Origin of the sequence: Paenibacillus taichungensis (genome assembly GCF_013359905.1) — a bacterium.
Taxonomy (GTDB): domain Bacteria; phylum Bacillota; class Bacilli; order Paenibacillales; family Paenibacillaceae; genus Paenibacillus; species Paenibacillus taichungensis.
Map to the genome: position 1 here is coordinate 583,098 of NZ_JABMCC010000121.1, position 21,115 is coordinate 604,212.

Here is a 21,115-nt window from a genome sequence, read left to right on the forward strand (position 1 = left end):
CAAAATAATTGACATAAAAAACACGCCAGCAATGAGGTTGCGGCGTGTTTTTTATATTTTACAGTCTGAGGAGGCGGTTATGAAGGGAAGGGGATAGATTAGGCTCTGTAGGCGTGAAGCCCTGCTCCAAGCATATGAAAGCTTGGGAACAATGTTTTCATGGACGTTGAGGTTGGTTGTACCAGTCCATCCGCAGCGGAGGCGCTGACGGTATGCCATTCATGCTCCAGATCTGCGGCCAGGCGAACCAGCAGGTCCTGGATTGTATCGGTATGAAGAGGAATCGCTTTGGAGGCTTCAGTTATGCAGGCACTCATGGCTGAATGCAGATAACCAAGGACCGCCTCCTCGACAGGGATTTCGAGGTGGTGGTTAATCCAGGCGTGAACAGTGGAGAGGCAGCCGACGGATTCATACTTAGCCAGGGTTTGTTCGAGGTGGCTAAAATCAATCCAGGGGTGGAGTGCATGAGCCAGCTTAATCAGACGTTTGCCCATTGTGGAGGCATGTTCTCTGAGATTGACTGGGGTGCGCTGGACATGAACGAGTTTGTCAATGAGGGCTGTACGCCACGCGTCATTGTGATCTGCGGCGGTGTATATGCCTTTAATCGCCATACCTTCCAGACGTACGATGCTGGGGTGCAATTGGCAGCGCATGAATGATTCGAGATCTTCGGCGTTACGAATGGTACCTTCAGCGATATGGGCATCCATTCCGAAGGAATGGGTGAAGCCTCCAACCTGAATAGAGGAATCAAGCAGTTTGACGTAATCGAGCAGCTTATTCCCACGGTTCACAATCTTTCGCCTCCTATGTTCGTTAAATGTTATGTTAAATAACATTTATACTCCTTTTTGGTTCGTTTTATGTTCGTAAATCCGAATTATATGATATATATATTCACATAAATATCCGCTTTTTGTCAATAGATTCTTGGCTTTTAAATATTTAATTTGTTCTATGTTATTTTATATAACTTTATGAGTTATATTATACTGATAGGATGTGAAGGCTGTTAATACAAATAAAGTAGAGTGATCAGCCTAATCGGATATATAAATGAGGTCAAATTTAATCATATGCAATTCGTAGGAGAAAATGACGAGATTATACGATTTATGGAAGGAAAAGTGCAGTTAAAATGATATTTATAAAAATGCTTTACTTTTAAACATGAACCGGGTATAATCAATTCTGTTGCCGATTATTTACGACATGCGGTCGTGGTGGAATGGCAGACACGCTATCTTGAGGGGGTAGTGGGTGTATACCCGTGGAGGTTCGAGTCCTCTCGACCGCATCATAAGAACGATTAGGAAGAAGCTTCCCATATGGGGAGCTTCTTTTTTATGTTTTTTTACAGTAATGATGAGTCCAGACAAAAAAAGGTCACCCGTTTCCCTGAATGCATGTTCATTCTGTCTTCAGGGGTCGGATGGCCTTCAGTTGTTATTTAAGCAATTCTTTGATGTCTGCTTCAATTTTATCGGGTGTTGTTTTGGGAGCATACCGTTTCAGAACACGTCCGTTCTGATCCACAAGGAATTTGGTGAAGTTCCATTTGATGGCTTTGGAGCCGAGTACACCCGGTGCTTCTTTGGTAAGATGCTGGAATAGAGGGTGAGCGCTTGAACCATTCACATCGATTTTCTCGAACATCGGGAAGCTGACACCATAGTTCATCTGACAGAACTCGGCAATATCATCAGAAGAGCCTTTTTCCTGTGCAAACTGGTTGCTTGGAAAACCAAGAACTTCAAACGGGGAGTCTTTAAACTTATCCTGAAGTTCTTGCAGACCTTTGAATTGAGGTGTGAGTCCGCATTGGCTTGCTGTATTCACGATAAGCAGTACTTTGTCACGATAGTTGGACATTTCAACTTCCTGACCGCGAAGGGTGTTTACTTTGTAGTCGTAGACTGACATGAAAATCGCCTCCATTTCATATTTCTCTTCCTTCTATTATATTGATTGCAATTAAATATTGCAAAATTAATATTGCTTTTTTAACTCAATTTGAGGCTGTCGTGTATGATCTGTGACTGATTTAATACCTAATTATCGCTATAGAGAGAATTAGAGAGCTTTGATGAGATGGGTAGAGAATGGATGCGTTGTAAGCGCTATTATTGATGGGAAATGGCAAAAATCCGTCGATTCGGTGATCTGCGCAGACTTTACACCAATATGGCACGGGTGTATGATTCATATCGTAATTCCAATTTAAATTAAATTTTACATGAAAAACGAAACAAACGATAATATCGCTCTGATTATTGATTATAAAAGAACGATGTTTTAATCGCTGAGTTTCCATTCATTCATGGGTGGGAAACGGGGGAACCAACAGGATGAACTGTCCAGGACAGTAGGCATCCATGGGGTGAATTTTCCGGTGACAGCCAGAAATAGGGCGACTCTCGCGCCCGAATCCGTCAGCTAACCTCGTAAGCGTTAAAGGGAGAGGCAACAAGCCGTACGCTGGTTCATAGTGTCTTTTTGCTATGGATTATTGAAGAAGCGTCCGGGAGGCCTTGGTCCCCCACGCTTCTTTTTTGTTGTCTTTTCACGCCAAGGGAGGAACGAATGATGGATAAAGAGATGATCTTAGTGACTGCTCCAAATGAAGCAGGACGTAAATTTATCAAATTGCTGATGTACAAAAAAATGCCGTTTGCCGTTCTGACCAACAGTGCAGGGGAAGAGCGCAGGCTCCGGAGAATCGGTGTGGAGCATGTCATTCGCATGAACACGGCTGCAGCTCAGAAATGGTTTTTGCCGCAAGGTAGTGTCGGCAATGTTTTTATTTTTGAAAATAGCCTAAACCTGACCTGTCGATATTTGCAGATCTGCCGCTCCTGGACATCCAAGTCCTTGTGTGTCATTACGGAACAAAGCCACCCCAAAGGGATCTATCGGGGAATGGGAGCAGACCGTATTGTATATTCCTTGAATGGGGAAGTTGGGTTTCTGCTGAATGGCTAATGGCTAGTACTATTCCTGTGATTGATCCAGTGTCAGCTGCCTGTTATAATTGAAATCATAAATAAACGGAATCTTGAGGAGACTCATGCATGATGGTGGGTCTTCTTTTTTATGGTTTGGGAAATAGGGATAATTTCCTGTGGCTAACGAGGAGGAGTAGGCGTGCCGGATGTACGTGGAATACAATGGTTGTTCTTTGATGTGGGGGATACGCTCGTGGACGAATGGGAGCCGGTAGATGATATTATCGGTCAGTTCGTTCGTGAAGCTTGTGCGCTTGGTTATCAGGTGGAGATGCAGACGGTGCGAGAACTATTTGCCGCCTCCTACCGGAATTACGAGCAATGGCCGATGAAATTGGCTATTCGTACCCTTATCAGCGACGAGGGGCACCGGGAACAGATACAGGAGAAGCTAAAGTTCCGCAAAGAGCTTGAGCGGCCCTTCGCGTCAGCCGACGCTGTTCTCCAGACGTTATCGCAACACTATAAGATTGGTATCATTGCCAATCAGAGCCCGGGGACGGAAAATCGGCTGGATAGCTACGGCTTGCGCAAGTATGTGGATGTGCTGGCCTGTTCGGCTGAAGAAGGAGTGTCCAAGCCTGATCCTGAATTGTATGCTGTAGCGTTGAAACAGGCGGGATGTAAACCCGAGGAAGCGGTCATGATCGGCGACAGGATTGATAATGATATTATTCCAGCTAAGAAGCTGGGTATGCATACGATCCGGATTTTGCAGGGTTATGGCAGGTTCCAGCCGGAGCTTGCGGATGCAGAGCGTCCAGACTGGACTGTTGAATCACTGGAGGAACTTCTTCCATTGTTAATGGTAACTCAAAGTTCAGACAACTAAATAAGAGCAAGCCGTATTTAAGATCTAATCGGTATGAATTAGATGGCTGCTCAAACATATAAAAGGCTGATCGTCTCAAGGGATACATGACTTGAGTTGATCAGCCTTTTTGAGTTAGACAAAATATTGCGTAGTTCCGTTTAACTTAGAATAACAGAATGGTTTGGATAATCAGATACACATTCAGGACAACGATAACTCCGGCAATAATCCAGGAGATGATTTTGAGCCACAGCTTGTTGGCAAAGGCCCCCATGCTTTTTTTGTCACTCGTAAACATCACCAGTGGAATGACGGCAAAGGGTAGCTGTAGCGACAGCACAACCTGGCTCAGAATCAGCAGTTCCTCTGTTCCGTGCTCTCCGGCAATGGCTGTTACGATGACGGCCGGAATGATTGCGATTAGACGTGTAACCAGTCGACGAAGCCATGCTGGGATACGAATGTTCAGAAAGCCTTCCATTACAATCTGTCCGGACAACGTGCCGGTGAGTGTTGAGTTCTGGCCGGAAGCCAGCAAGGCTACACCGAACAGGATGCTGGCGATGGTAGTACCCAGCAGAGGTGTCAGCAGATGGTATGCATCTGTAATTTCCGCGACCTGAGTCATACCTGCACTATGGAACACGGCAGCAGACACAATCAGGATGGCTGCATTGATGAACAGAGCAAGCGTTAAAGCGATGGTTGAATCCATGGTGGAATACAGAATCGCTTCTTTTTTTCCTTTTGGCGTTTGTTCAATCTGACGGGTCTGCACAATGGAAGAATGCAGATACAGATTATGGGGCATGACGGTTGCACCGATAATCCCGATGGCAATGTAGAGCATAGCTGGATTTTGCAAAATCTCGGCACTGGGTACAAAACCATGCATGACGCCGCCCATATCCGGTTTAGCGAGAAACAGGTCAATCCCGAAGCAGAGGGCGATGGTGGCCATCAGCACAATAACGAGCGATTCCAATGCACGGAAGCCTTTGTTTTGCAGCAAAAGAATGACTAGTACATCGACAGCGGTAATAATGACGCCATATAACATGGGGATGTTAAACAGCAGCTTGAGCGCGATTGCCGAACCAATAACCTCGGCAAGGTCGGTGGCTGCAATTGCAAGCTCACACAAGATCCATAACACGATCACAACAGGCATGCTAAATCGTTCGCGGCAGGCTTGCGCCAAATCCCGTCCTGTGACAATCCCGAGCTTGCCAGCGAGAGACTGCAACACAACAGCCATCAGGTTCGAAATCAGAATAACGGATAATAACGTGTATCCGAATTGCGAACCACCCGCAATATCTGTTGCCCAGTTCCCGGGATCCATATATCCAACGGCAACGAGGTAACCCGGTCCAACAAAAGCAAGGAATTTTTTCCACCAAGCAGCGTTCTGCGGCACCTTCATGGAGCTGTGGGCTTCCCCGAGAGATGGGGCCATACCCGCAGCCAATGGTTCATTTGAAGGAGTGCTGAACGGATTTTTTTTACTCATAATATAATCACCCGACTTTGAAGTATTGATATTCTATATGAAGAGGAACGGTGTCATTCCTTTGATTACATTTGAACACTTAAACCAAAATCAAAAGCGTAATTAAACTACTTTTCATATGTCTAAACGTTTATGTTGATACTTACATTGTACTCCTTCAATTATTTTTGTCTAGTGCAACTTTTGTGTATGAGGACAAAATTTACCGGAGAGTGAATTGTGCCTTAGTATATTACCCAACCTTGGATAAATTACCTGTGTTCCTTTCCCGATGCATGAAAAAGATAAAGATGTAAAACCTGAATAAGGATTAACAACGTTTCAAAATGAGCCAGAAGTTTAAATTGAATAGTAGGCAACAAAAAATTAAAGGCGAAGGAGAGATTCTTAATGGAAGCTTTATATACAGCAACAGCGACAGTTAAAGGTGGACGTACAGGTTCGGTGGCTTCTTCGGATGGCGTGCTCAAGCATGATCTGAAAATGCCAAAAGAACTTGGAGGCTCCGGTGGTGAAGGAACCAATCCTGAGCAGCTCTTTGCAGCGGGATACGGTGCTTGTTATGAAAGTGCTCTTGCCAATGTGGCACGCAAAGCGGGCGTGAAGTTGGAGAATGTGGTGGTCACAAGTAATGTATCCATCGGCAAAGATCCGGCGGATGATGGTTTCCAACTGTCTGTACGTTTGGATGTGAGCATGCCTGGCGTGGATCACAGTCAAGCAGAGGATCTCGCTCGCAAGGCACATGATTTCTGTCCTTACTCCAAAGCAACCCGTGGCAATATTGATGTGGTACTTAATGTAGTTTAAGACCTGACTCGTAGGAGTAAAGGGAACATATAGAGCAGGGTATCTTTGGATACCTGATGTTCGAGTACAAGACCCTGCTGGCCTTCGGCAGGGTTTTGTATTTTATAACAATTGCGATGCAGGAGATTGCATGTTGGACAGCGTACTATTTTACATAATCTACTCTTGCTTGAAGTCATACATTCGAATGAGGGGGAACGACAATGAGTATTGAAGAGATGATAGAACGACGATTTGTATGTACCAAATGCAGGGGTACGGATTGCAATATTAAGGAAGTATCCATGTCAGGAGCGGGACTTAGCAAAATGTTTGATATTCAGCACAATCATTATCTCTTCGTCGCCTGTTCTTCCTGTGGATATGTAGAAGTATTCGATCCGGATGTGTTGAAAGGGAAAAAACAGGGTCAGGTGGGTACCATTCTTGATATTCTATTTGGTGGGTAAATGTGCGTGAGTTGACATCGAACTAAAATTTCTTTAATATGATTTAGTACTAAGAAGTGTCAATGCATGAACCAAATTTGAATTAACAGGTGATATCCATGTCTTATAGACCGCGTATTGCAAATTTAGAATTAGCTAGTGGCAACAAGGAAGACGGATTGTATGAATTTAAAATGAAATTGGTAGACGGTACACAATGCCGTGTATTCTACTCCCATTCCCCGGAATGGAAGCTAACCAATATCAGCCGTCTACAGAAAACGCCTTGTCCGGTATGTCGCAAAGATTTCATTTGCAAATGCATGGACCAGTGGGCTGGTGACCTGCACCAACAAATGATTGACGACCAATGGATGGAAAAGGCAATTGCAGAGTAATTGCCAAAACAGATACGAGCGTGGGCATAGAGCCTGCGCTCTTTTTCTATTTTTCGTTACACTTAAATAAAATGTGAAAAAAGCGAACGGGATGACTCAAAACGGGTAAGTTACTCTAATAGCACACATGAGGAGGCCACGATTATGACAGCAAACCAAACGGATCAGCATCAGGGACACCCGATTGTGCTTGTGGACGGAGTCTGTCATTTCTGCCAAGGATTAACGAAGTGGATAATCAAGCGTGACCCTGAGGGGAAGTATCATTTTGCATCACTTCAATCGGATGTAGCGAAAAAATTGCTGGAGAAGGGCAATCTGTCCACGGACAGCATGGATACTTTTGTACTCATTGAGGATGGGAAATATTATACACGTTCAACCGCAGCGCTGCGTCTGGCCAAAGGCTTAAAATTCCCTTATCCATTATTGTACATGTTGATTATTGTACCGAAATTTATTCGAAATGCCATATATAACATGGTAGCTCGCAATCGATATCGCTGGTTCGGTAAAGATGAAGCGTGTATGCTGCCTACACCCGAAATCAAGGATCGATTCCTTTAAAAAGGCTAAGTGTGACAGATTGTATCGATGCCGATTGATTAATAACGGAAATAATTGGGTAATGAGTACGGATCAATTCTATTTTGGGAGGCAAATAACTTGAAGAAGTGGACTACATTAATTATTGGGGCATTATTAGCAGTAAGCATGACAGCTTGCGGAAGCGATGCAGATAACAGTACAGCAACGCCGCCAGCTGGAAACGAAACGTCTAACGAGGGCAATACAACTGCGGAGCAGGAGACAAAGATCCCTACATTGGATGAGTTAATTGAGAAAACGAATGCAGCGACTAAAGATATGAAAAGCTTCACTACGGAAGCCAATATTGATCAAAATTTGAAAATGGTGGCTGGCGAGCAGTCCCAGGATCAACAGGTGAAAACATCGCTGAAGATGGATATCATCAAAGATCCGATGATGATCTATCAGGAGATGAAGATGGAAATGTCCGGACAGGAAGCGCAGAATGTGAAGCAGTACATCACTTCGGATAAGATTTATTCACAGGTGGGAGAACAGTGGGTCAAAATTCCTGACGAACAAACAAAACCACTGATTGAGCAGATGCAGGCAAGCATGAATCCGGAAGGTGAGCTGGAGCAATTCAAAAAGATTGCCGAAGACACCAAAATTACGGAAGAAGGCGACAACTACGTCATTAACGCGGACGTATCCGGTGATAACGTGAAAGAACTGGCCAAAGCGGTTATAGAGCAAAATGGATCGGATGCCCAAACTCAAGCAATGCTTGATCAAATGAATATTACCAGCATGAAAATGAAATATATGATCAACAAAGAAACCTACCTGCCTGCAAGTACGGATGTCAACATGGTTATGAATATGGAGCAGGAAGGACAGAAAATCTCGATGGACATGAAGATGACCAGCACGTTCTCTAACCATAATGGCGTGAAAGAGATTAAAATCCCGCAAGAAGCATTGGATAGTGCTAAATAATAAGCGCAAGGATAAGAGGGGGTGACTCTCCGATGAGAAGTTAACCTGGTAAAGTTGCTTAAAGATGTGGATCTTCTGGAGATGGCACTTCTGATATGAATTTGTGTGAACCGACAGGTTCGCTGAATTCAATCAGGGGTGTTTTTCTTTTTTTGTATGCGTTGTGGTCAGAGTCCAAGGTGTTATAGTATAGTCGTGTAAGCGATTAAATTTAGAGTTGATGGGAAGTTGAAGGAAGGCTATTTCAGGCAGGAGGTCAAAAGAAATGATTGAATATGCACATATACACCATGTGAGTTTGGCTGTACGTGATTTGGAAGTTGCGAAGAAATTCTATTCCGGTTTGCTCCGTATGCAGGAGATTGAACGTCCGCCTTTCAACTCCACAGGCACTTGGTATGCCCTTGGTAGTCAGCAGCTTCATCTATTACAGCATCCGCAGGGACATACGCTTCGTGAGGCTGGCATCGATACAACAGATGGACATTTTGCGATCTGGGTGAAGAGCTACAGAGAGACTTTGGCCTGGCTGGAACAGCAGGGAATTGAATATGAGGCAAGACCAGATAGTGTTGCCGGGTTTGCACAGATTTTTGTACTTGATCCTGACCGCAATATTATTGAGTTCGATGCCCCTTATCATTCTTGAATGATTTGCGTTTGAATAAATCCCTTGCTCCTCCAGAAATTGTATGCTATATTATCCATACATTCATAGCACGTGACGGAAGCACCGTCCATACACTGCATATTTTTGCGGTTATTGGACGGTGCTTTTTTGTGCTTTTTTTTGCAGGGAGGGGAGAAGAATTGATTGTTCTTAAGGCAGTGCTGGCTTCTAAAGACAGAGAGTATATCAGCGCCTGGCTTGATTTTGTACAAGGCAGCCCGTCCGGCTCCAGTATACGATTTACCGCCTTTTCACAATGGGAAGCGTTCAGGGATCACATGAACGAACAGGAAGGCAGGGAACTGCCGGACCTGGTGATTGCGGAACCGGAATTTCTGAACAGCTGGCTGAGTCACGGTGGCGAAACCTCGGGTATTCCATGGTTGATGCTTAGTGAAGGATTAGATGAGGTGGATGAGGATAAACGGCTGATGAAATATCAACCATTGCCTACGCTGATGGATGCTGTTCTTAATGCTTGTCGGCAGCCGCGTCGGAAGAAAACCCATCGTCCAGGACAGGAGACACTTTCTATTGGAGTTGTATCAGCTTCCGGCGGGAGTGGCAAAACTGCGGTGGCGATGCATATGGCGAAGCAGCTTGGGCTTGCAGGATATGCTGTTCTGTATCTCAATCTGGAGACGTTAGATAGCTCGATGCCGTTTCTGGAGAAAGGTCTGTCTAGAAGTGGGCAGCGTACACTCGATGCAGAAACAGGGCTGTCACGTCTTCTTTACGATTTGAAGGTGGGCAGGAAGGAATCGGGCAAACAGGGACAAGCACAGTCTTCCTCCAAAGGGGTGGACGGATATGTACTTCGTCACGAAGTGCTGAAGTCGGATGTATTCTGGCCATTATCGAATCGGAAGGAATTGCTACAAATGTCCCGTGAGGATACGAAGAGCCTTATTCGGTATTTGGCGGACTGCGGGCAATATGATGTGCTCATTCTGGATGGGGACTCAGGTTGGGATGGACGCAGTGAGGGGATTTTCGATGCTGCCGATGCATTCGTGTGGCTGGTTGAGGATGACATCTCTTCCATGCACCGCTGGGGTCAATGGATTCAGCACATGGAGCGTACGTGGCCGGATCTGCATGAAAGTGTACTGGATCGTGCCCGCTTCATTGTCAACAAGTATCGGGACAGCGTCATCAATGCCTTGCCGAGACCTGATCTGCATCTGGATGCTGTGCTGCCGTATATCCCTTCCTGGAAGCAGCTAAGCCAGGAGGAAGTGATGCTCAGCTCACCGATCTTTCAACGCGAAGTGAAGAGACTATGCGCCATGATCGTACAGGATGGGGAAGAAGAACTGAAGCAGACAGGACGAATCCAGAAGGGTGATGGGTGGTCACTATGATGGATTCATCCAAGATGATACTGGACCGTGAAGAGCAGTTTCAGATCATGCGTCGTGAGGTCAGGGAAGGCCTGGATTTAACTTCTTCTGCGGGAGACGAAGAACTGTGGCAGGGAATCGAGCGTAAAGTACTTTCTGACCCGAAACTGAATGATCTGACCTCCGGGGAGCGTCATACGCTGGTACAGCGGTTATTCGACTCCTTTCGAGGCCTGGATATTCTGCAACCCTTGGTGGATCATCCCGAAATTACGGAGATTATGATCAACAGCCACCGGGAAATTTTCGTTGAGCAAGAAGGAGAAGTCAGACAGATCACGCTGGAGTTCGAGTCCAGGGAACGATTGGAAGACATTATCCAGATGATTGTATCCGGGGTGAACCGGATTGTGAATGAGTCTTCTCCAATCGTGGATGCGCGGTTGAAAGACGGCTCGCGGGTTAATATCGTGCTGCCTCCGATTGCGTTGAAGGGTCCAACCATGACGATTCGGAAATTCCCGAGTGAACCGATGAAGATGTCCGATCTAATTGGTAAAGGTGCCCTGCATGAGGAAGCGGCAGAGTTGCTGAAGCAGTTGGTGCGCAGCAAATACAATATTTTTATCGGCGGCGGAACCGGGTCGGGGAAAACCACTTTCCTAAACGCATTATCTCAGTTTATCCCGGCGGATGAACGGATCATCACGATTGAGGACTCTGCTGAATTGCAGATTGTCACCGTACCCAATCTGGTATCGCTGGAGACGCGCAATGCGAATACCGAGGGCAAGGGGCAAATATCTATTCGGGATTTGATCAAGTCATCCCTACGGATGCGTCCAAATCGAATTGTCATTGGTGAGGTGCGGGGGGCAGAGGCATTGGATATGTTGCAGGCCATGAACACTGGACATGATGGAAGCTTGTCTACCGGACACGCAAATACGATCTCCGATATGATCAGCAGGTTGGAGACCATGGTGCTCAGTGGAGCGGATCTTCCCATTGCAGTTGTCCGGCAGCAGATCAGCTCGGCCATTGATATCTTTGTACATTTATCCCGGCTGCGGGACCGTTCACGTCGGGTGACCGAGATTAGTGAAGTGACTGGCATGCAGGATGGAGAAGTACTGCTCAATCCACTGTTTCGTTTCCAGGAAATCGAAGAAAAAGAAGGCAAGATTATTGGCGGACTCGTGCAAGTTGGAACATTGAGACAAGTGGATAAAATTCAGATGGCTGGGCTAGCGGAATGGTTGAACGAGTACATAGAACGCAATAGTGATGAGTTGAATGTATCGGATAACAACATGAAATAGTCGATTTTATTGGTAGGTGATGAAGTTGGGAGAGGCCAGACAAGCGTTAACGGACTACACCGTATATACGCTATCTCGAAGACAGCGGATGGTCTGCATGCTGATTAGTGGTTTGTTGTTCTTTGGTGTCGGTATTCTGTTCTATCATCAGTGGTTGGCCGGACTGATATTGGCTGCGGGGTGTATATGGGTACCAAAACACTGGACAAAAGTACTGCTGGAACGAAGAAGAATGACTCTCAGTTTACATTTTAAGCAGGCATTATATGCGTTATCCTCCGCGCTGGCTGCGGGAAAATCGGTAGAGAATGGATTTAAGGAATCCGTGGAGGATCTGCGCATGCTGAATCCTGAGGCGGATACAGATCTCATTCGTGAATTCACCATTCTGAGGACGCGGATGGAATATGGTCAGCCCATTGAAGAGGCGCTGCAAGACTTCTCGGATCGGGCCAAAATTGAGGATATCACAAACTTTGCCGATGTGTTTATCACATGTAAGCGAACGGGTGGAGATCTGGTCGAAGTGGTAAGGCGAACCTCGGCGGTAATTGGTGAGAAGCTGGATATTCAGCAGGACATCATGGTAGCGGTGGCACAGAAGAAGTTTGAATCTAAAGTGATGTTTGCCGCTCCATTTATTTTTCTGATTTTTCTAAACTTTACGGCCAAGGATTTTATGGAGCCGTTATACAGCGGGATGGGATATATGATCTCCAGTGGGGCATTGGCGTTACTTGCCTGCTGTTATTTGTGGATTACACGCATTATGGATATCAAAGTATAAGGGGCTGACACGATGCTGCTTCCCGTTATTTTCGGAGGGGTGCTCGGAGCAGGGTGGCTGGTGCTTGATCGAACGCGAGGGCAGACCTACCGACATTTGCGCAAACTGGATATGGAAGGAATACGTCTGAAGAAGCTGCATGGCCCCTTTTTGTTTTTACTGGACAAGTTCGAGGTGGGCCGCAGATTGCCTGTGCTCATGTTCCGTATGCAGCATGCCATTCAGAAAATGTATGGCATACAGCATAGTGGAGAGAAAACGATGCTCTACTGTGCTGAGATGCTGACTTATTCGTGGCTGATGTTGCTCGTAGGCTGCCTTCTGGCGCTCGTTGGGGACATGGGGCTTGGGGGTATGGTAGGTGGATTGGCACTCGGTGCTGCACTACCCTTTGCGCTCTACAAAGATCTTAACACCAAAGTACAGCGAAGAGATCAGGACATACTCATGGAGCTGCCAGAGTTATTGAACCGAATTGTTCTGCTAGTTGGTGCGGGAGAAACGGTGCAGCGTGCCCTTGTTCACTGTGTAGCCAGTCAGGGAGAACGGAATCATCCCCTCTATAATGAGCTGCGAAAGATGGTTGGCGATTGGAACAACGGTTATTCGTTTCAACAATCCTTTGAACAGTTCAGTCGTCGCTGTGGTGTACAGGAAGTGACGATTTTTACAACAACAGTGCTGCTGAATTTCCGGCGAGGGGGAGGTGACTTTGTACTGGCGTTGCGGGATCTGTCTCATGTGCTGTGGGAGAAACGCAAGGCCGTTAGTCGGGCTAAGGGAGAACAGGCTTCTTCCAAACTGGTGTTTCCGATGGTACTGATCTTTTTTTCGATTGTCGTGATGATCGGGGCACCTGCTTTTATGATGATGAATATGTAGGAGGAATTGGGATGCTGGAATTGATGAAAAGCAAAGTAACTGGATTTTGGAAGGAAGAGGATGGGCTTGGTACGTTGGAGCTGATTCTGATCATCGGCGTTATTATCATTATTGCATTGATATTCAAGGATCAAATAACAGCATTAATTACGAGCCTGCTTAGTAAAGTGGACACGAAAAGCAATGAATTTTTCCCGGGTAAGTAAATTGAAAAAGGAAGAAGGGAGCTTCACCATTGAAGCCTCCCTGGTCTTCCCTATTGTGTTGTTTATTCTCGTGTTGCTTTTATTTTTCTCCATGTACATGTATCAAAAGACATTTCTGAACCAACATGCGTATGCAGCTTCTGAACGTGCCGCCTACAGCTGGGACAACAGCTACAAGCAGGCGATGACGGGTGAAGTTGTGGCTGGGGAACATGACAACTTGTACTGGAGACTGACCGATGATCGATTGCTCGGAGCACTGTTTGGTTGGGCGGGAGCGGACAATGAGGTTGTTGTGTCTGTACCCGCAGGAGAAGGTGGAAGTTTATCGGAAAAGAAGCTGTCCCAAGCAGCACAAGGCATGCCTTCTGGTATGAACGGGACAATTGAATACCAGAACTCGCTGATCCAGCGAAAAGTTACAACCAAGCTGGAGCAGGTGATTTCTTTACCGCTGCCTTCTTTTTTGTTTGATTCAGGTAACAATGTGCTAACACAAGGTTCGTCTGCAGTTGTAGAACCGACGGAATTTATCCGAACGGTGGATCTGGTCCGTTATTATGCAGCCAAGTTTAAAGGCAAGGGCGGAGCCGCATCCAGTACTGCCGCTGAAGCGGGACAGGTTGTACAGCATTTTGGCAAAACCAAAAAATGAGGAGAGGAGGAGGAAACACTGTTCAGAAAAAAAGACGGTGAATCTGGTGCCGTAACCGTGTTCTTGATCTTGATTTTGGCTGGAATCTTTATGTTTGTTTCCATTTTCATTGATTATGCACGTATTGCTGCTTTCAAAGTACAGGCAGAACGAATGACGCATGCAGCGATGAGATCTGTGATGTCAGCCTACGATACTTCCTTGCGGGAGTATGGTCTATTTGGATACGGTGACAGCAGTGGTGAGTCCATTATGGCCAAGGTGCTGAATGATAGTGTGAAGCCCTCGGCTGTGAAAGATGGGTTTCCCATTCTGGATATCCAATGGGATACGACTTCACTAAGCATGGGGCGTGAACTGGGCAGATACGATATTTTTAATCGCCAGATCCAGGAGGATATGAAATATCGTGCGCCGGTTGATTTTACCCTGGAAGTGGTCAACCGTTTTAAGCCGATGTCAGAAGAGATGAAAGAAGCTGCTCATACTGTGGATCTGCTCAAAAAATTGCAAAAACTGTATGACAAACGTGAGGAATTGCTGGACGAAGCAATAGCTAATCAGACGGAATCCGCCGATAAGCTGAAGGGTCTACCTGCACTGATCATGAATCCGCCTTCCTCTGCCATTTACGATGAGATGTTAAGAGATACGCCAGAGACAGCCGCCGAAGTAGCGGCGCGTTATGCGGATTATCTAAACAAAAAACAAATGGATGAGGGACTGCCATTCAACCAGCAACAGTACATGCTAGAGCTGGCTCGTTATCGAACAGGCGTAGGGAATGTGGCGACAGGCATCAGCACGATCATACAACCAGCATTGCAGGCTCACCAGGCTAAATTGGAGGAAGCCCAAGTCAAGATTGAAGAAGCTCACAAAATCAATGAGGAAATGAAGCGGGTAATCGCTGAGGGGGAGAACCGTTCACAGAATGCCAGTTACGAAAAAGTAGGCAACTCAACGCTGCCTGGGACGAGCCCTCCGTCTACCGGATCGGGAAGTGAAGCCAAGAGTACACGCTCCCTTGCTTCGGAACTTGTAAGAGCCGACACACTGTTTGATCAGTTAAATGCTCATGTACGCTCTCAAAATTCGGATTTTACCGATGTCAGAAATGACAGTATGGAGCTTAATACGCAGCTTCGTTCGGTTACAGTAATGAGTGGTGTCTCCATTAAACCAGCGGTTAGACAGGCTAGTCAGGTCACGGAACGATACATGGATACTTATGTAAGGAGTGGACCTTCCAATGTCATTCTCCAAAGTAAACAGCTGTTGGAAAGCGGTCGTGGATCTGATGCCCAGCGCAAAGCGAACGATAAAGAATCCAAAGGGAAGTTGAAGGATGTTAAACGCATATTATCACAAATCGAAAAGGGGAGCTCCGGCTCCATGGAAGCCTTCAAACAGCTGGAGGAGTACTACAACGCCAACATAACTTTTAACCAAGCGAGCCGTGAGGAAGCCAAGAAGGCAGAGATTGCTGGCGATCCGTATGACTCCGGTGGTAACGCCATGAACGGAATGGACAGTTTGTTCGGAGGAATGTCCAATTTGCTGGATAGTCTTGGCGATGAATTGTTTCAGAATGAGTATGCACTGGCGTATTTCAACTCAATGGATTTTGGGCAGTTGCTAAACTGGACTGAAGGTAGTGGAGATGCTAGTGAAGTGTTCAAACTGGAGAATCAGGAACTGGAGTACATCGTATATGGTTTTCATAATCCTTCGGGGAACATTGCTGCTGCATACGCGGAGATCTTTGGCATGCGTCTGGCGATTCGAACTGCGGAAGGATTAATTGAGAATAGCAAGCTGGGGAACCCACTACTTGTATTATCTGCTGCAATTTTATACGGAATTACAAACGCTATAGCAGATATGGTGAAACTGGCTAAAGACGGCAGTGTGGAATTGTCCAAATATATCAAAGTCAAGCTTACATACAGGGACCATCTGCGTTTGTTCCTATTAATGCATAGCAACAATGAACGCAAAATGTCCAGAATGTTGGCTTTGATCCGATTGAATACCGGCGTGAATCCGGATGAGAAGCAGACATACGCTTCAGGAAACATGCGTAGCAGTATTAAATTGTGGTTTTTACCAGGAGTCACAAGAAGTATAGGCGCTGTCATGGGTAGTGAAGATCAGGTAGAAGATGGGCGATTTTTCATTGATCGAAAGGCCGATTATTCCTATTGAGTAATCTGGATCGTTTCGGTGGAGGGATTATGGATAAGCAACATCAGCAGGAAAAAATATTGGCACGATTACAGAGTCGACTTACACGAGTGCGTAGACTGGAAAGAATGAAGTTTCTGACTGAGCAAATACATTCTATTTCGAAAGTGCGTTTTCCAAAAAAGACGGGTTCATCAGAAAAGGAAATGGGCAGCATCGTTTTGGAAGCCTCACTGGTTTTGCCTGTATTCCTGTTCTTTGTCATGTTCCTCATTTACATCGTACAGATGACGTTGGTATCGACAGCATTGCAGAGCACGGCAGGAGAGGCAGTAAAGCAGTTATCCACGAAAATATATCCGGTCTCTCTTGTATTCAGCCCCTCTGATTCCGCAGGTAGTGGAGGCTCGGAGGGTGGATGGAAAATACCAGAGCTTTCACTGACGGAATGGGCCGAAGAGTATGCCTCTTCACTGCCGGAGCCGCTAAGTGATTGGGTACGCGCAGCTGCTGCCAGAGGTGAACAACCGTTACAGGAGATCAAGACATCTGTTCTTGAGACTGTTCTTGATCCGACCGTTAAACCGCTGCTTGAGCCTTTTATCAATACTTCTGTACTGGATGTAGAGCGAGTGCATGTTAATGGTGTTTCCATACCTGATCTCAAAAATAAAACGAATCCTTACTTCAGGCTTGAATTGAGCTATGAATTGCCTGTTAAAGTTCCCTTTCTAGGGAAGTCTTTACGCATTCAAGCGGCTGCGGCAGAACGGGTATGGATTGGAGATACCGGAGAAGGCTCCAACAGTAGTGGGGGAGACACGGATTCAGCTGGAGCAGCAACCGTACTATCCAAGCCGGAGCCAGCATACATAGGCAACAACGCGACAATTAAGGTTCAAGTGGAGCCCGGAGCTACAGCGAACTTAACGATATTTTACAAGTCCGGTGAAAGTTCAGCCAAACATATCGGGTGGGCGACTGCTGATGAAAATGGTGTGATTGAGTGGAACTGGTTTGTTGGTACACGTACAACGGAAGGCACATGGACATTTGTGGTAGAGACTGCGGATGGTGCCAAGACGGTGACCGAGTTTAATGTGGCTTCCAGAAAATAAGGAAGGAGATGGTGGAGGTGGAGTGGTTTTACCTGGCCTGTAGTCTGTATGTGATTGCAGCTTTTGTTACAGACGTTCGTTCGATGAAAATACCAAATCGTTTAACCTTACCAGTGACTGTCGCGGGAGTGCTGGCCCATATCATCTGGGGAGGATGGAAGGGTTTTTTGTTCTCCGCAGCCGGATTCGCGATGGGGTTTGGTGTCTTATTTCTAATGTATCTAATCGGCGCAGTGGGTGCGGGAGATGTAAAATTGTTTGGAGGAATTGGAGCTTGGACAGGACTGGCCTTTGGTGTTCACACTATTATTTACTCCGTTTTGTACGCAGGGGCAATTGGATTAGTCATTCTCTTATTTCGCAGGGATTCAGCGAAGCGGATTCGTGGCATGGCAGGAAATCTTGCTGGTTTCTTCATGCTTGGTTCGCTCAAACTGGTTAATCAGGAAAAGTCACTGAAGTTTCCTTTTATGCTGGCCGTATTGCCGGGATTCATTAGCGCCTATATCTACATGACTTAACTAAGCAATGGAAAGAGAGGATTGGCATGTATGGATTAACGAGAGATTTCATTCGAAACGGCGGATCATTTATGGTTTTGGAGAAAGCGGAAGGGCTGCGAATGGACGAACTGAGCCGTGTACAGATGGGTATGTTGTCTTCCAATCAAATTCCCCGTCTTCTTCCCGTTCATTTTCGAGAGGTAGACCGAAATGTAACGTTACAATATGATATTTCGGGATATAAGATGTTACCTCAAATGTTGAAATCAGGAAAAATGAAGCTGCGTGTGTTATATGGTCTATTGTTTCAGCTGGCAGATACGTTTACGGAATGTAGACAATATATGTTGGATTCACGTCAATTACAGATTCAGGAAGAGTACATATTCATTAATGGTTCACTTGAACTGGGGGAACTCGGTTTAGTATACATCCCGATTATCGATGCAGTTGAGGTCGATCCGACCCCTCAGCAATTCCGCGAACTGGTTATTAGGCTAATGGCCCATGTTCAGGAACTTCAGGGCGAAGGAATTCAGCGTGTCCTTCAACTATGTGACAGTGAACAATGGGATATCAGACAACTGCGTGAACTTTTGCTTGAATTATATGCAGATGAGCAGAGTGGTTCAGGCCAGGCATCGTTTATGTCTTCACGCGGGTCATCCGGCACAATTGACAGTCAATTTGGGATGCCACTTTCTGCAGTTCCAGAGCAGGGAAATGATCTATTTTCCAATAGAAATGGGCAAGATCAGTATCGTCAGTTGGATCAAAATGACGAAGCTGGGCAGCAGTTGAAATCAAATCATCAACCGAGGAAATCTAGAACGGAGGATGAAAAACCACTTAACAAACCCTTTTCAGGATTTTCCGGCAGACGTTCACTGATAGAGTCCTCATTGCAAGCGAAAGGTGTTACGACGAATCCGTCACAGCGCCAAACGTTTGATTCAATACAGGACGATGATATGGAAAAGGATGAGAAGGACAAGAAGCAGAATTCTTCCAAAACGACCTATATCATTCTGGGCTGTATGATTGCCATGGCGCTGGTATGGAGATTCATCTATATGGAACAACCAGGGCAGACACAAATGATTCTATCTGCAGCATTAAGTGCTGGGTTGCTTGGGATCGCGGGTTGGGTATGGGTGACCAAAGGGGAATTCGGAAATTCGAAATCCAATTTGCTACGCAGAAAGATGCCGAATGAAGAATATACAGATGGCGACTTACAAGAGGGCTCTACCAATAAGAGATCTGCTTTTTTTGGATTGGGAAGAGGCAAAGATAAGCAGAAAGAAAGCGAAGAAGAGATGTTTCAGGAGAGCTGGCGTTGGAATGCATCTGAAATGTCACCAGAAGGTAACACCTATGGACAAGGTTACACGAGTCAACAGAGCTCTGGTGATATGCAAAGTTCTGAATCAGGACGGGGGCATTCTTTTGAATCTAGGTCATCTGTAGCAGGGAATTCTCGCTTTCAAAATCTACATGTACCATCTGAAGTATCTGATGAACCTTTTGTTCAGCATACTGTCGAATCCATGGCTGCAACATCGGAACTTGTCCGTCATCATGCGGCGGCTGATGCAACTGTAAACCTGCAAAGTGTTGCTGGCGGAAGCATTACAGGAGCAGGTCCAGTAGCACCTTCTTTTTATCTTGAACGTAGATCAGCAACAGGGGACAAAAATGAACGGATGGATGTCCGTGGAGCATCGTTTGTTATTGGCCGATCGGCGGACATGGTCCAGTGGGTAGATTCAGCAACCGGTGTGTCCCGTGCTCATGTGGAATTGAGCCGGAACAAATCCGGCTATGTTATTAAGGACTTGGGTTCTGTGAATGGAACCATTCTCAAAGGCGATGTTCTTGCTCCGTACAAAGAATATCCACTGGAAGATGGAGATACCTTTACGTTGGCTGAGTCTGTTTACACGTATCGATCAGTCGGATAGACCCCGGTGTTTTAGATCTTCCAATGCATCGGTTAATGTAGGGAAGGTGAACTGAAATCCGTGATCCAACGCTTTTTTCGGGATAACCCGCTGTCCCTGAAGCAGCACGACAGAGAGTTCACCGACCAGTGTTTTGATCAGAATTCCGGGTACGGGGAACCAGTGCGGACGATGATACACTTTGCCTACCGTACGTCCGAATTCATCGTTGGTTACCGGGTTGGGCGAAGAGGCGTTCACCGGACCGGAGATTTCTTTATTTTGGATCGTGAAATCAATCAAACGCACAATATCCATAATATGAATCCAACTGGTCCACTGTTTGCCACTTCCCACCCTGCCCCCAACACCAAGCATATAAGGCAGTTTCATTAATGGAAAAGCACCTTTTTTATGACCAAGCACGAGGCTAACGCGGATTTTCACGAGTCTCACATGTTTGATGGCATCAGCAGCAACTTCCCATTGTTGAGAAACGCGGGATGGGAAATTCACCGATTTTTGAGGACTGCTCTCATCAAATGTTTCTGTGGGAGAGGTCCCATAGATCGCCATGGCAGAAGCCTGTACGACAACCTCCGGTTTGTGTTCCAACGAATCTACCAATTTGGCTACGCGCGCTACTGTAGTCACTCTGGATTCAACGATCTCCAGTTTCGCTTTGGTTGTCCAACGTTGATTCAACGTTTCCCCGGCGAGATTCACCAAGGCATCCATTCCTTCCAGCAAATGAGGCTGTTCCTCTACCTGTTCCCATGAGATATAAGTAAGGTTTTGGCTGGGATTATGTAAATTCGGCAATTTACGTGTAATAACTTTCACATGATGGCCTGCCTGAAGCCAGTAATCAACGAGTGCTCCTCCGACAAAACCGGTACCTCCGCAAATCGCAATCTTCATCATGGCGACCTCCTTGTTATTTTGACTATGCTGACATGTAATATTGGATCGACAAACAGCCCCGGGCGGTAAGC

At 46.0% G+C, this 21,115-nt stretch carries 22 protein-coding genes, 1 tRNA gene, 1 pseudogene and 1 riboswitch; of the genes and pseudogenes, 20 read left to right on the forward strand and 4 right to left on the reverse strand.

Annotated features, from left to right (window positions below):
- Positions 1-98: 98 nt before the first annotated feature.
- The gene (locus tag HP548_RS30290; RefSeq protein WP_175383732.1) at positions 99-800 is read right to left on the reverse strand and encodes an urease accessory protein UreF; all 702 of its coding nucleotides are present in this window, start codon (positions 798-800) and stop codon (positions 99-101) included.
- A 420-nt stretch (positions 801-1,220) separates the two neighbouring features.
- Between HP548_RS30290 and HP548_RS30295 the strand changes: the two genes are divergently transcribed.
- Positions 1,221-1,303, forward strand: a tRNA-Leu gene (locus tag HP548_RS30295).
- 105 nt (positions 1,304-1,408) lie between these two features.
- Positions 1,409-1,477: pseudogene (locus tag HP548_RS34165) on the forward strand (hypothetical protein); the annotation flags it as partial.
- Here HP548_RS34165 and HP548_RS30300 read toward each other — a convergent pair.
- Complete coding sequence (locus HP548_RS30300) at positions 1,453-1,929, reverse strand: glutathione peroxidase (protein ID WP_024629320.1); 477 nt, start codon at positions 1,927-1,929, stop codon at positions 1,453-1,455. The pseudogene HP548_RS34165 and the gene HP548_RS30300 overlap by 25 nt on opposite strands.
- 367 nt (positions 1,930-2,296) lie before the next feature.
- A riboswitch (cyclic di-AMP (ydaO/yuaA leader) is annotated at positions 2,297-2,472 on the forward strand.
- 120 nt (positions 2,473-2,592) lie between these two features.
- Between HP548_RS30300 and HP548_RS30305 the strand changes: the two genes are divergently transcribed.
- A complete protein-coding gene (locus HP548_RS30305) occupies positions 2,593-2,988 on the forward strand; it encodes an HAD family hydrolase (protein ID WP_024629322.1) in 396 nt (131 codons plus the stop codon).
- Between the two features lie 162 nt (positions 2,989-3,150).
- Positions 3,151-3,843 carry an HAD family hydrolase gene (locus HP548_RS30310; RefSeq protein WP_175383733.1) on the forward strand — a complete coding sequence of 231 codons (693 nt, stop codon included), beginning with the start codon at positions 3,151-3,153 and terminating at the stop codon, positions 3,841-3,843.
- 145 nt (positions 3,844-3,988) lie between these two features.
- Here HP548_RS30310 and HP548_RS30315 read toward each other — a convergent pair whose 3' ends face one another.
- Positions 3,989-5,284, reverse strand: coding sequence for an Nramp family divalent metal transporter (locus tag HP548_RS30315; RefSeq protein WP_076291809.1), 1,296 nt, complete (start codon positions 5,282-5,284; stop codon positions 3,989-3,991).
- A 444-nt stretch (positions 5,285-5,728) separates the two neighbouring features.
- On the opposite strand from HP548_RS30315, the gene HP548_RS30320 reads away from it, so the two are divergent.
- The 16 genes from HP548_RS30320 to HP548_RS30395 all read left to right on the forward strand — a co-directional run bounded on the left by HP548_RS30320 (position 5,729) and on the right by HP548_RS30395 (position 20,141).
- Positions 5,729-6,148: an organic hydroperoxide resistance protein gene (locus tag HP548_RS30320; RefSeq protein ID WP_063564421.1), complete on the forward strand. Its 420-nt coding sequence runs from the start codon at positions 5,729-5,731 to the stop codon at positions 6,146-6,148.
- A gap of 203 nt (positions 6,149-6,351) precedes the next feature.
- A complete protein-coding gene (locus HP548_RS30325; RefSeq protein ID WP_024629326.1) occupies positions 6,352-6,597 on the forward strand; it encodes a zinc ribbon domain-containing protein in 246 nt (81 codons plus the stop codon).
- A gap of 98 nt (positions 6,598-6,695) precedes the next feature.
- Positions 6,696-6,974 (forward strand): hypothetical protein, encoded by a 279-nt coding sequence (locus HP548_RS30330; RefSeq protein WP_024629327.1) that lies wholly within the window; start codon positions 6,696-6,698, stop codon positions 6,972-6,974.
- A 144-nt stretch (positions 6,975-7,118) separates the two neighbouring features.
- Positions 7,119-7,541, forward strand: coding sequence for a thiol-disulfide oxidoreductase DCC family protein (locus HP548_RS30335; RefSeq protein ID WP_175383734.1), 423 nt, complete (start codon positions 7,119-7,121; stop codon positions 7,539-7,541).
- 99 nt (positions 7,542-7,640) lie between these two features.
- Positions 7,641-8,504 (forward strand): DUF6612 family protein, encoded by an 864-nt coding sequence (locus HP548_RS30340; RefSeq protein ID WP_175383735.1) that lies wholly within the window; start codon positions 7,641-7,643, stop codon positions 8,502-8,504.
- A gap of 265 nt (positions 8,505-8,769) precedes the next feature.
- Positions 8,770-9,153, forward strand: coding sequence for a VOC family protein (locus HP548_RS30345; protein ID WP_063564418.1), 384 nt, complete (start codon positions 8,770-8,772; stop codon positions 9,151-9,153).
- A 161-nt stretch (positions 9,154-9,314) separates the two neighbouring features.
- Entirely contained in the window at positions 9,315-10,538 is a 1,224-nt protein-coding gene (locus HP548_RS30350; protein ID WP_175383736.1) for a nucleotide-binding protein, read from the forward strand.
- Entirely contained in the window at positions 10,538-11,839 is a 1,302-nt protein-coding gene (locus tag HP548_RS30355) for a CpaF family protein (RefSeq protein WP_375165267.1), read from the forward strand. The genes HP548_RS30350 and HP548_RS30355 overlap by 1 nt, the downstream gene beginning before the upstream one ends.
- A gap of 19 nt (positions 11,840-11,858) precedes the next feature.
- Positions 11,859-12,626, forward strand: coding sequence for a type II secretion system F family protein (locus HP548_RS30360; protein ID WP_175384021.1), 768 nt, complete (start codon positions 11,859-11,861; stop codon positions 12,624-12,626).
- 12 nt (positions 12,627-12,638) lie between these two features.
- Positions 12,639-13,508, forward strand: coding sequence for a type II secretion system F family protein (locus tag HP548_RS30365; protein ID WP_175383737.1), 870 nt, complete (start codon positions 12,639-12,641; stop codon positions 13,506-13,508).
- Between the two features lie 11 nt (positions 13,509-13,519).
- Positions 13,520-13,714: a Flp1 family type IVb pilin gene (locus HP548_RS30370; RefSeq protein ID WP_175383738.1), complete on the forward strand. Its 195-nt coding sequence runs from the start codon at positions 13,520-13,522 to the stop codon at positions 13,712-13,714.
- Entirely contained in the window at positions 13,692-14,369 is a 678-nt protein-coding gene (locus HP548_RS30375; protein WP_175383739.1) for a TadE/TadG family type IV pilus assembly protein, read from the forward strand. The genes HP548_RS30370 and HP548_RS30375 overlap by 23 nt, the downstream gene beginning before the upstream one ends.
- 90 nt (positions 14,370-14,459) lie before the next feature.
- Positions 14,460-16,577 carry a hypothetical protein gene (locus HP548_RS30380; RefSeq protein ID WP_175383740.1) on the forward strand — a complete coding sequence of 706 codons (2,118 nt, stop codon included), beginning with the start codon at positions 14,460-14,462 and terminating at the stop codon, positions 16,575-16,577.
- 29 nt (positions 16,578-16,606) lie between these two features.
- Complete coding sequence (locus HP548_RS30385; RefSeq protein ID WP_175383741.1) at positions 16,607-17,674, forward strand: pilus assembly protein; 1,068 nt, start codon at positions 16,607-16,609, stop codon at positions 17,672-17,674.
- Positions 17,675-17,682: 8 nt separating this feature from the next.
- A complete protein-coding gene (locus tag HP548_RS30390; protein ID WP_175383742.1) occupies positions 17,683-18,195 on the forward strand; it encodes an A24 family peptidase in 513 nt (170 codons plus the stop codon).
- Between the two features lie 26 nt (positions 18,196-18,221).
- Positions 18,222-20,141 (forward strand): DUF6382 domain-containing protein, encoded by a 1,920-nt coding sequence (locus tag HP548_RS30395; RefSeq protein ID WP_175383743.1) that lies wholly within the window; start codon positions 18,222-18,224, stop codon positions 20,139-20,141.
- Here HP548_RS30395 and HP548_RS30400 read toward each other — a convergent pair.
- The gene (locus HP548_RS30400; RefSeq protein ID WP_175383744.1) at positions 20,130-21,041 is read right to left on the reverse strand and encodes a TIGR01777 family oxidoreductase; all 912 of its coding nucleotides are present in this window, start codon (positions 21,039-21,041) and stop codon (positions 20,130-20,132) included. The genes HP548_RS30395 and HP548_RS30400 overlap by 12 nt on opposite strands.
- Between the last annotated feature and the right edge of the window lie 74 nt (positions 21,042-21,115).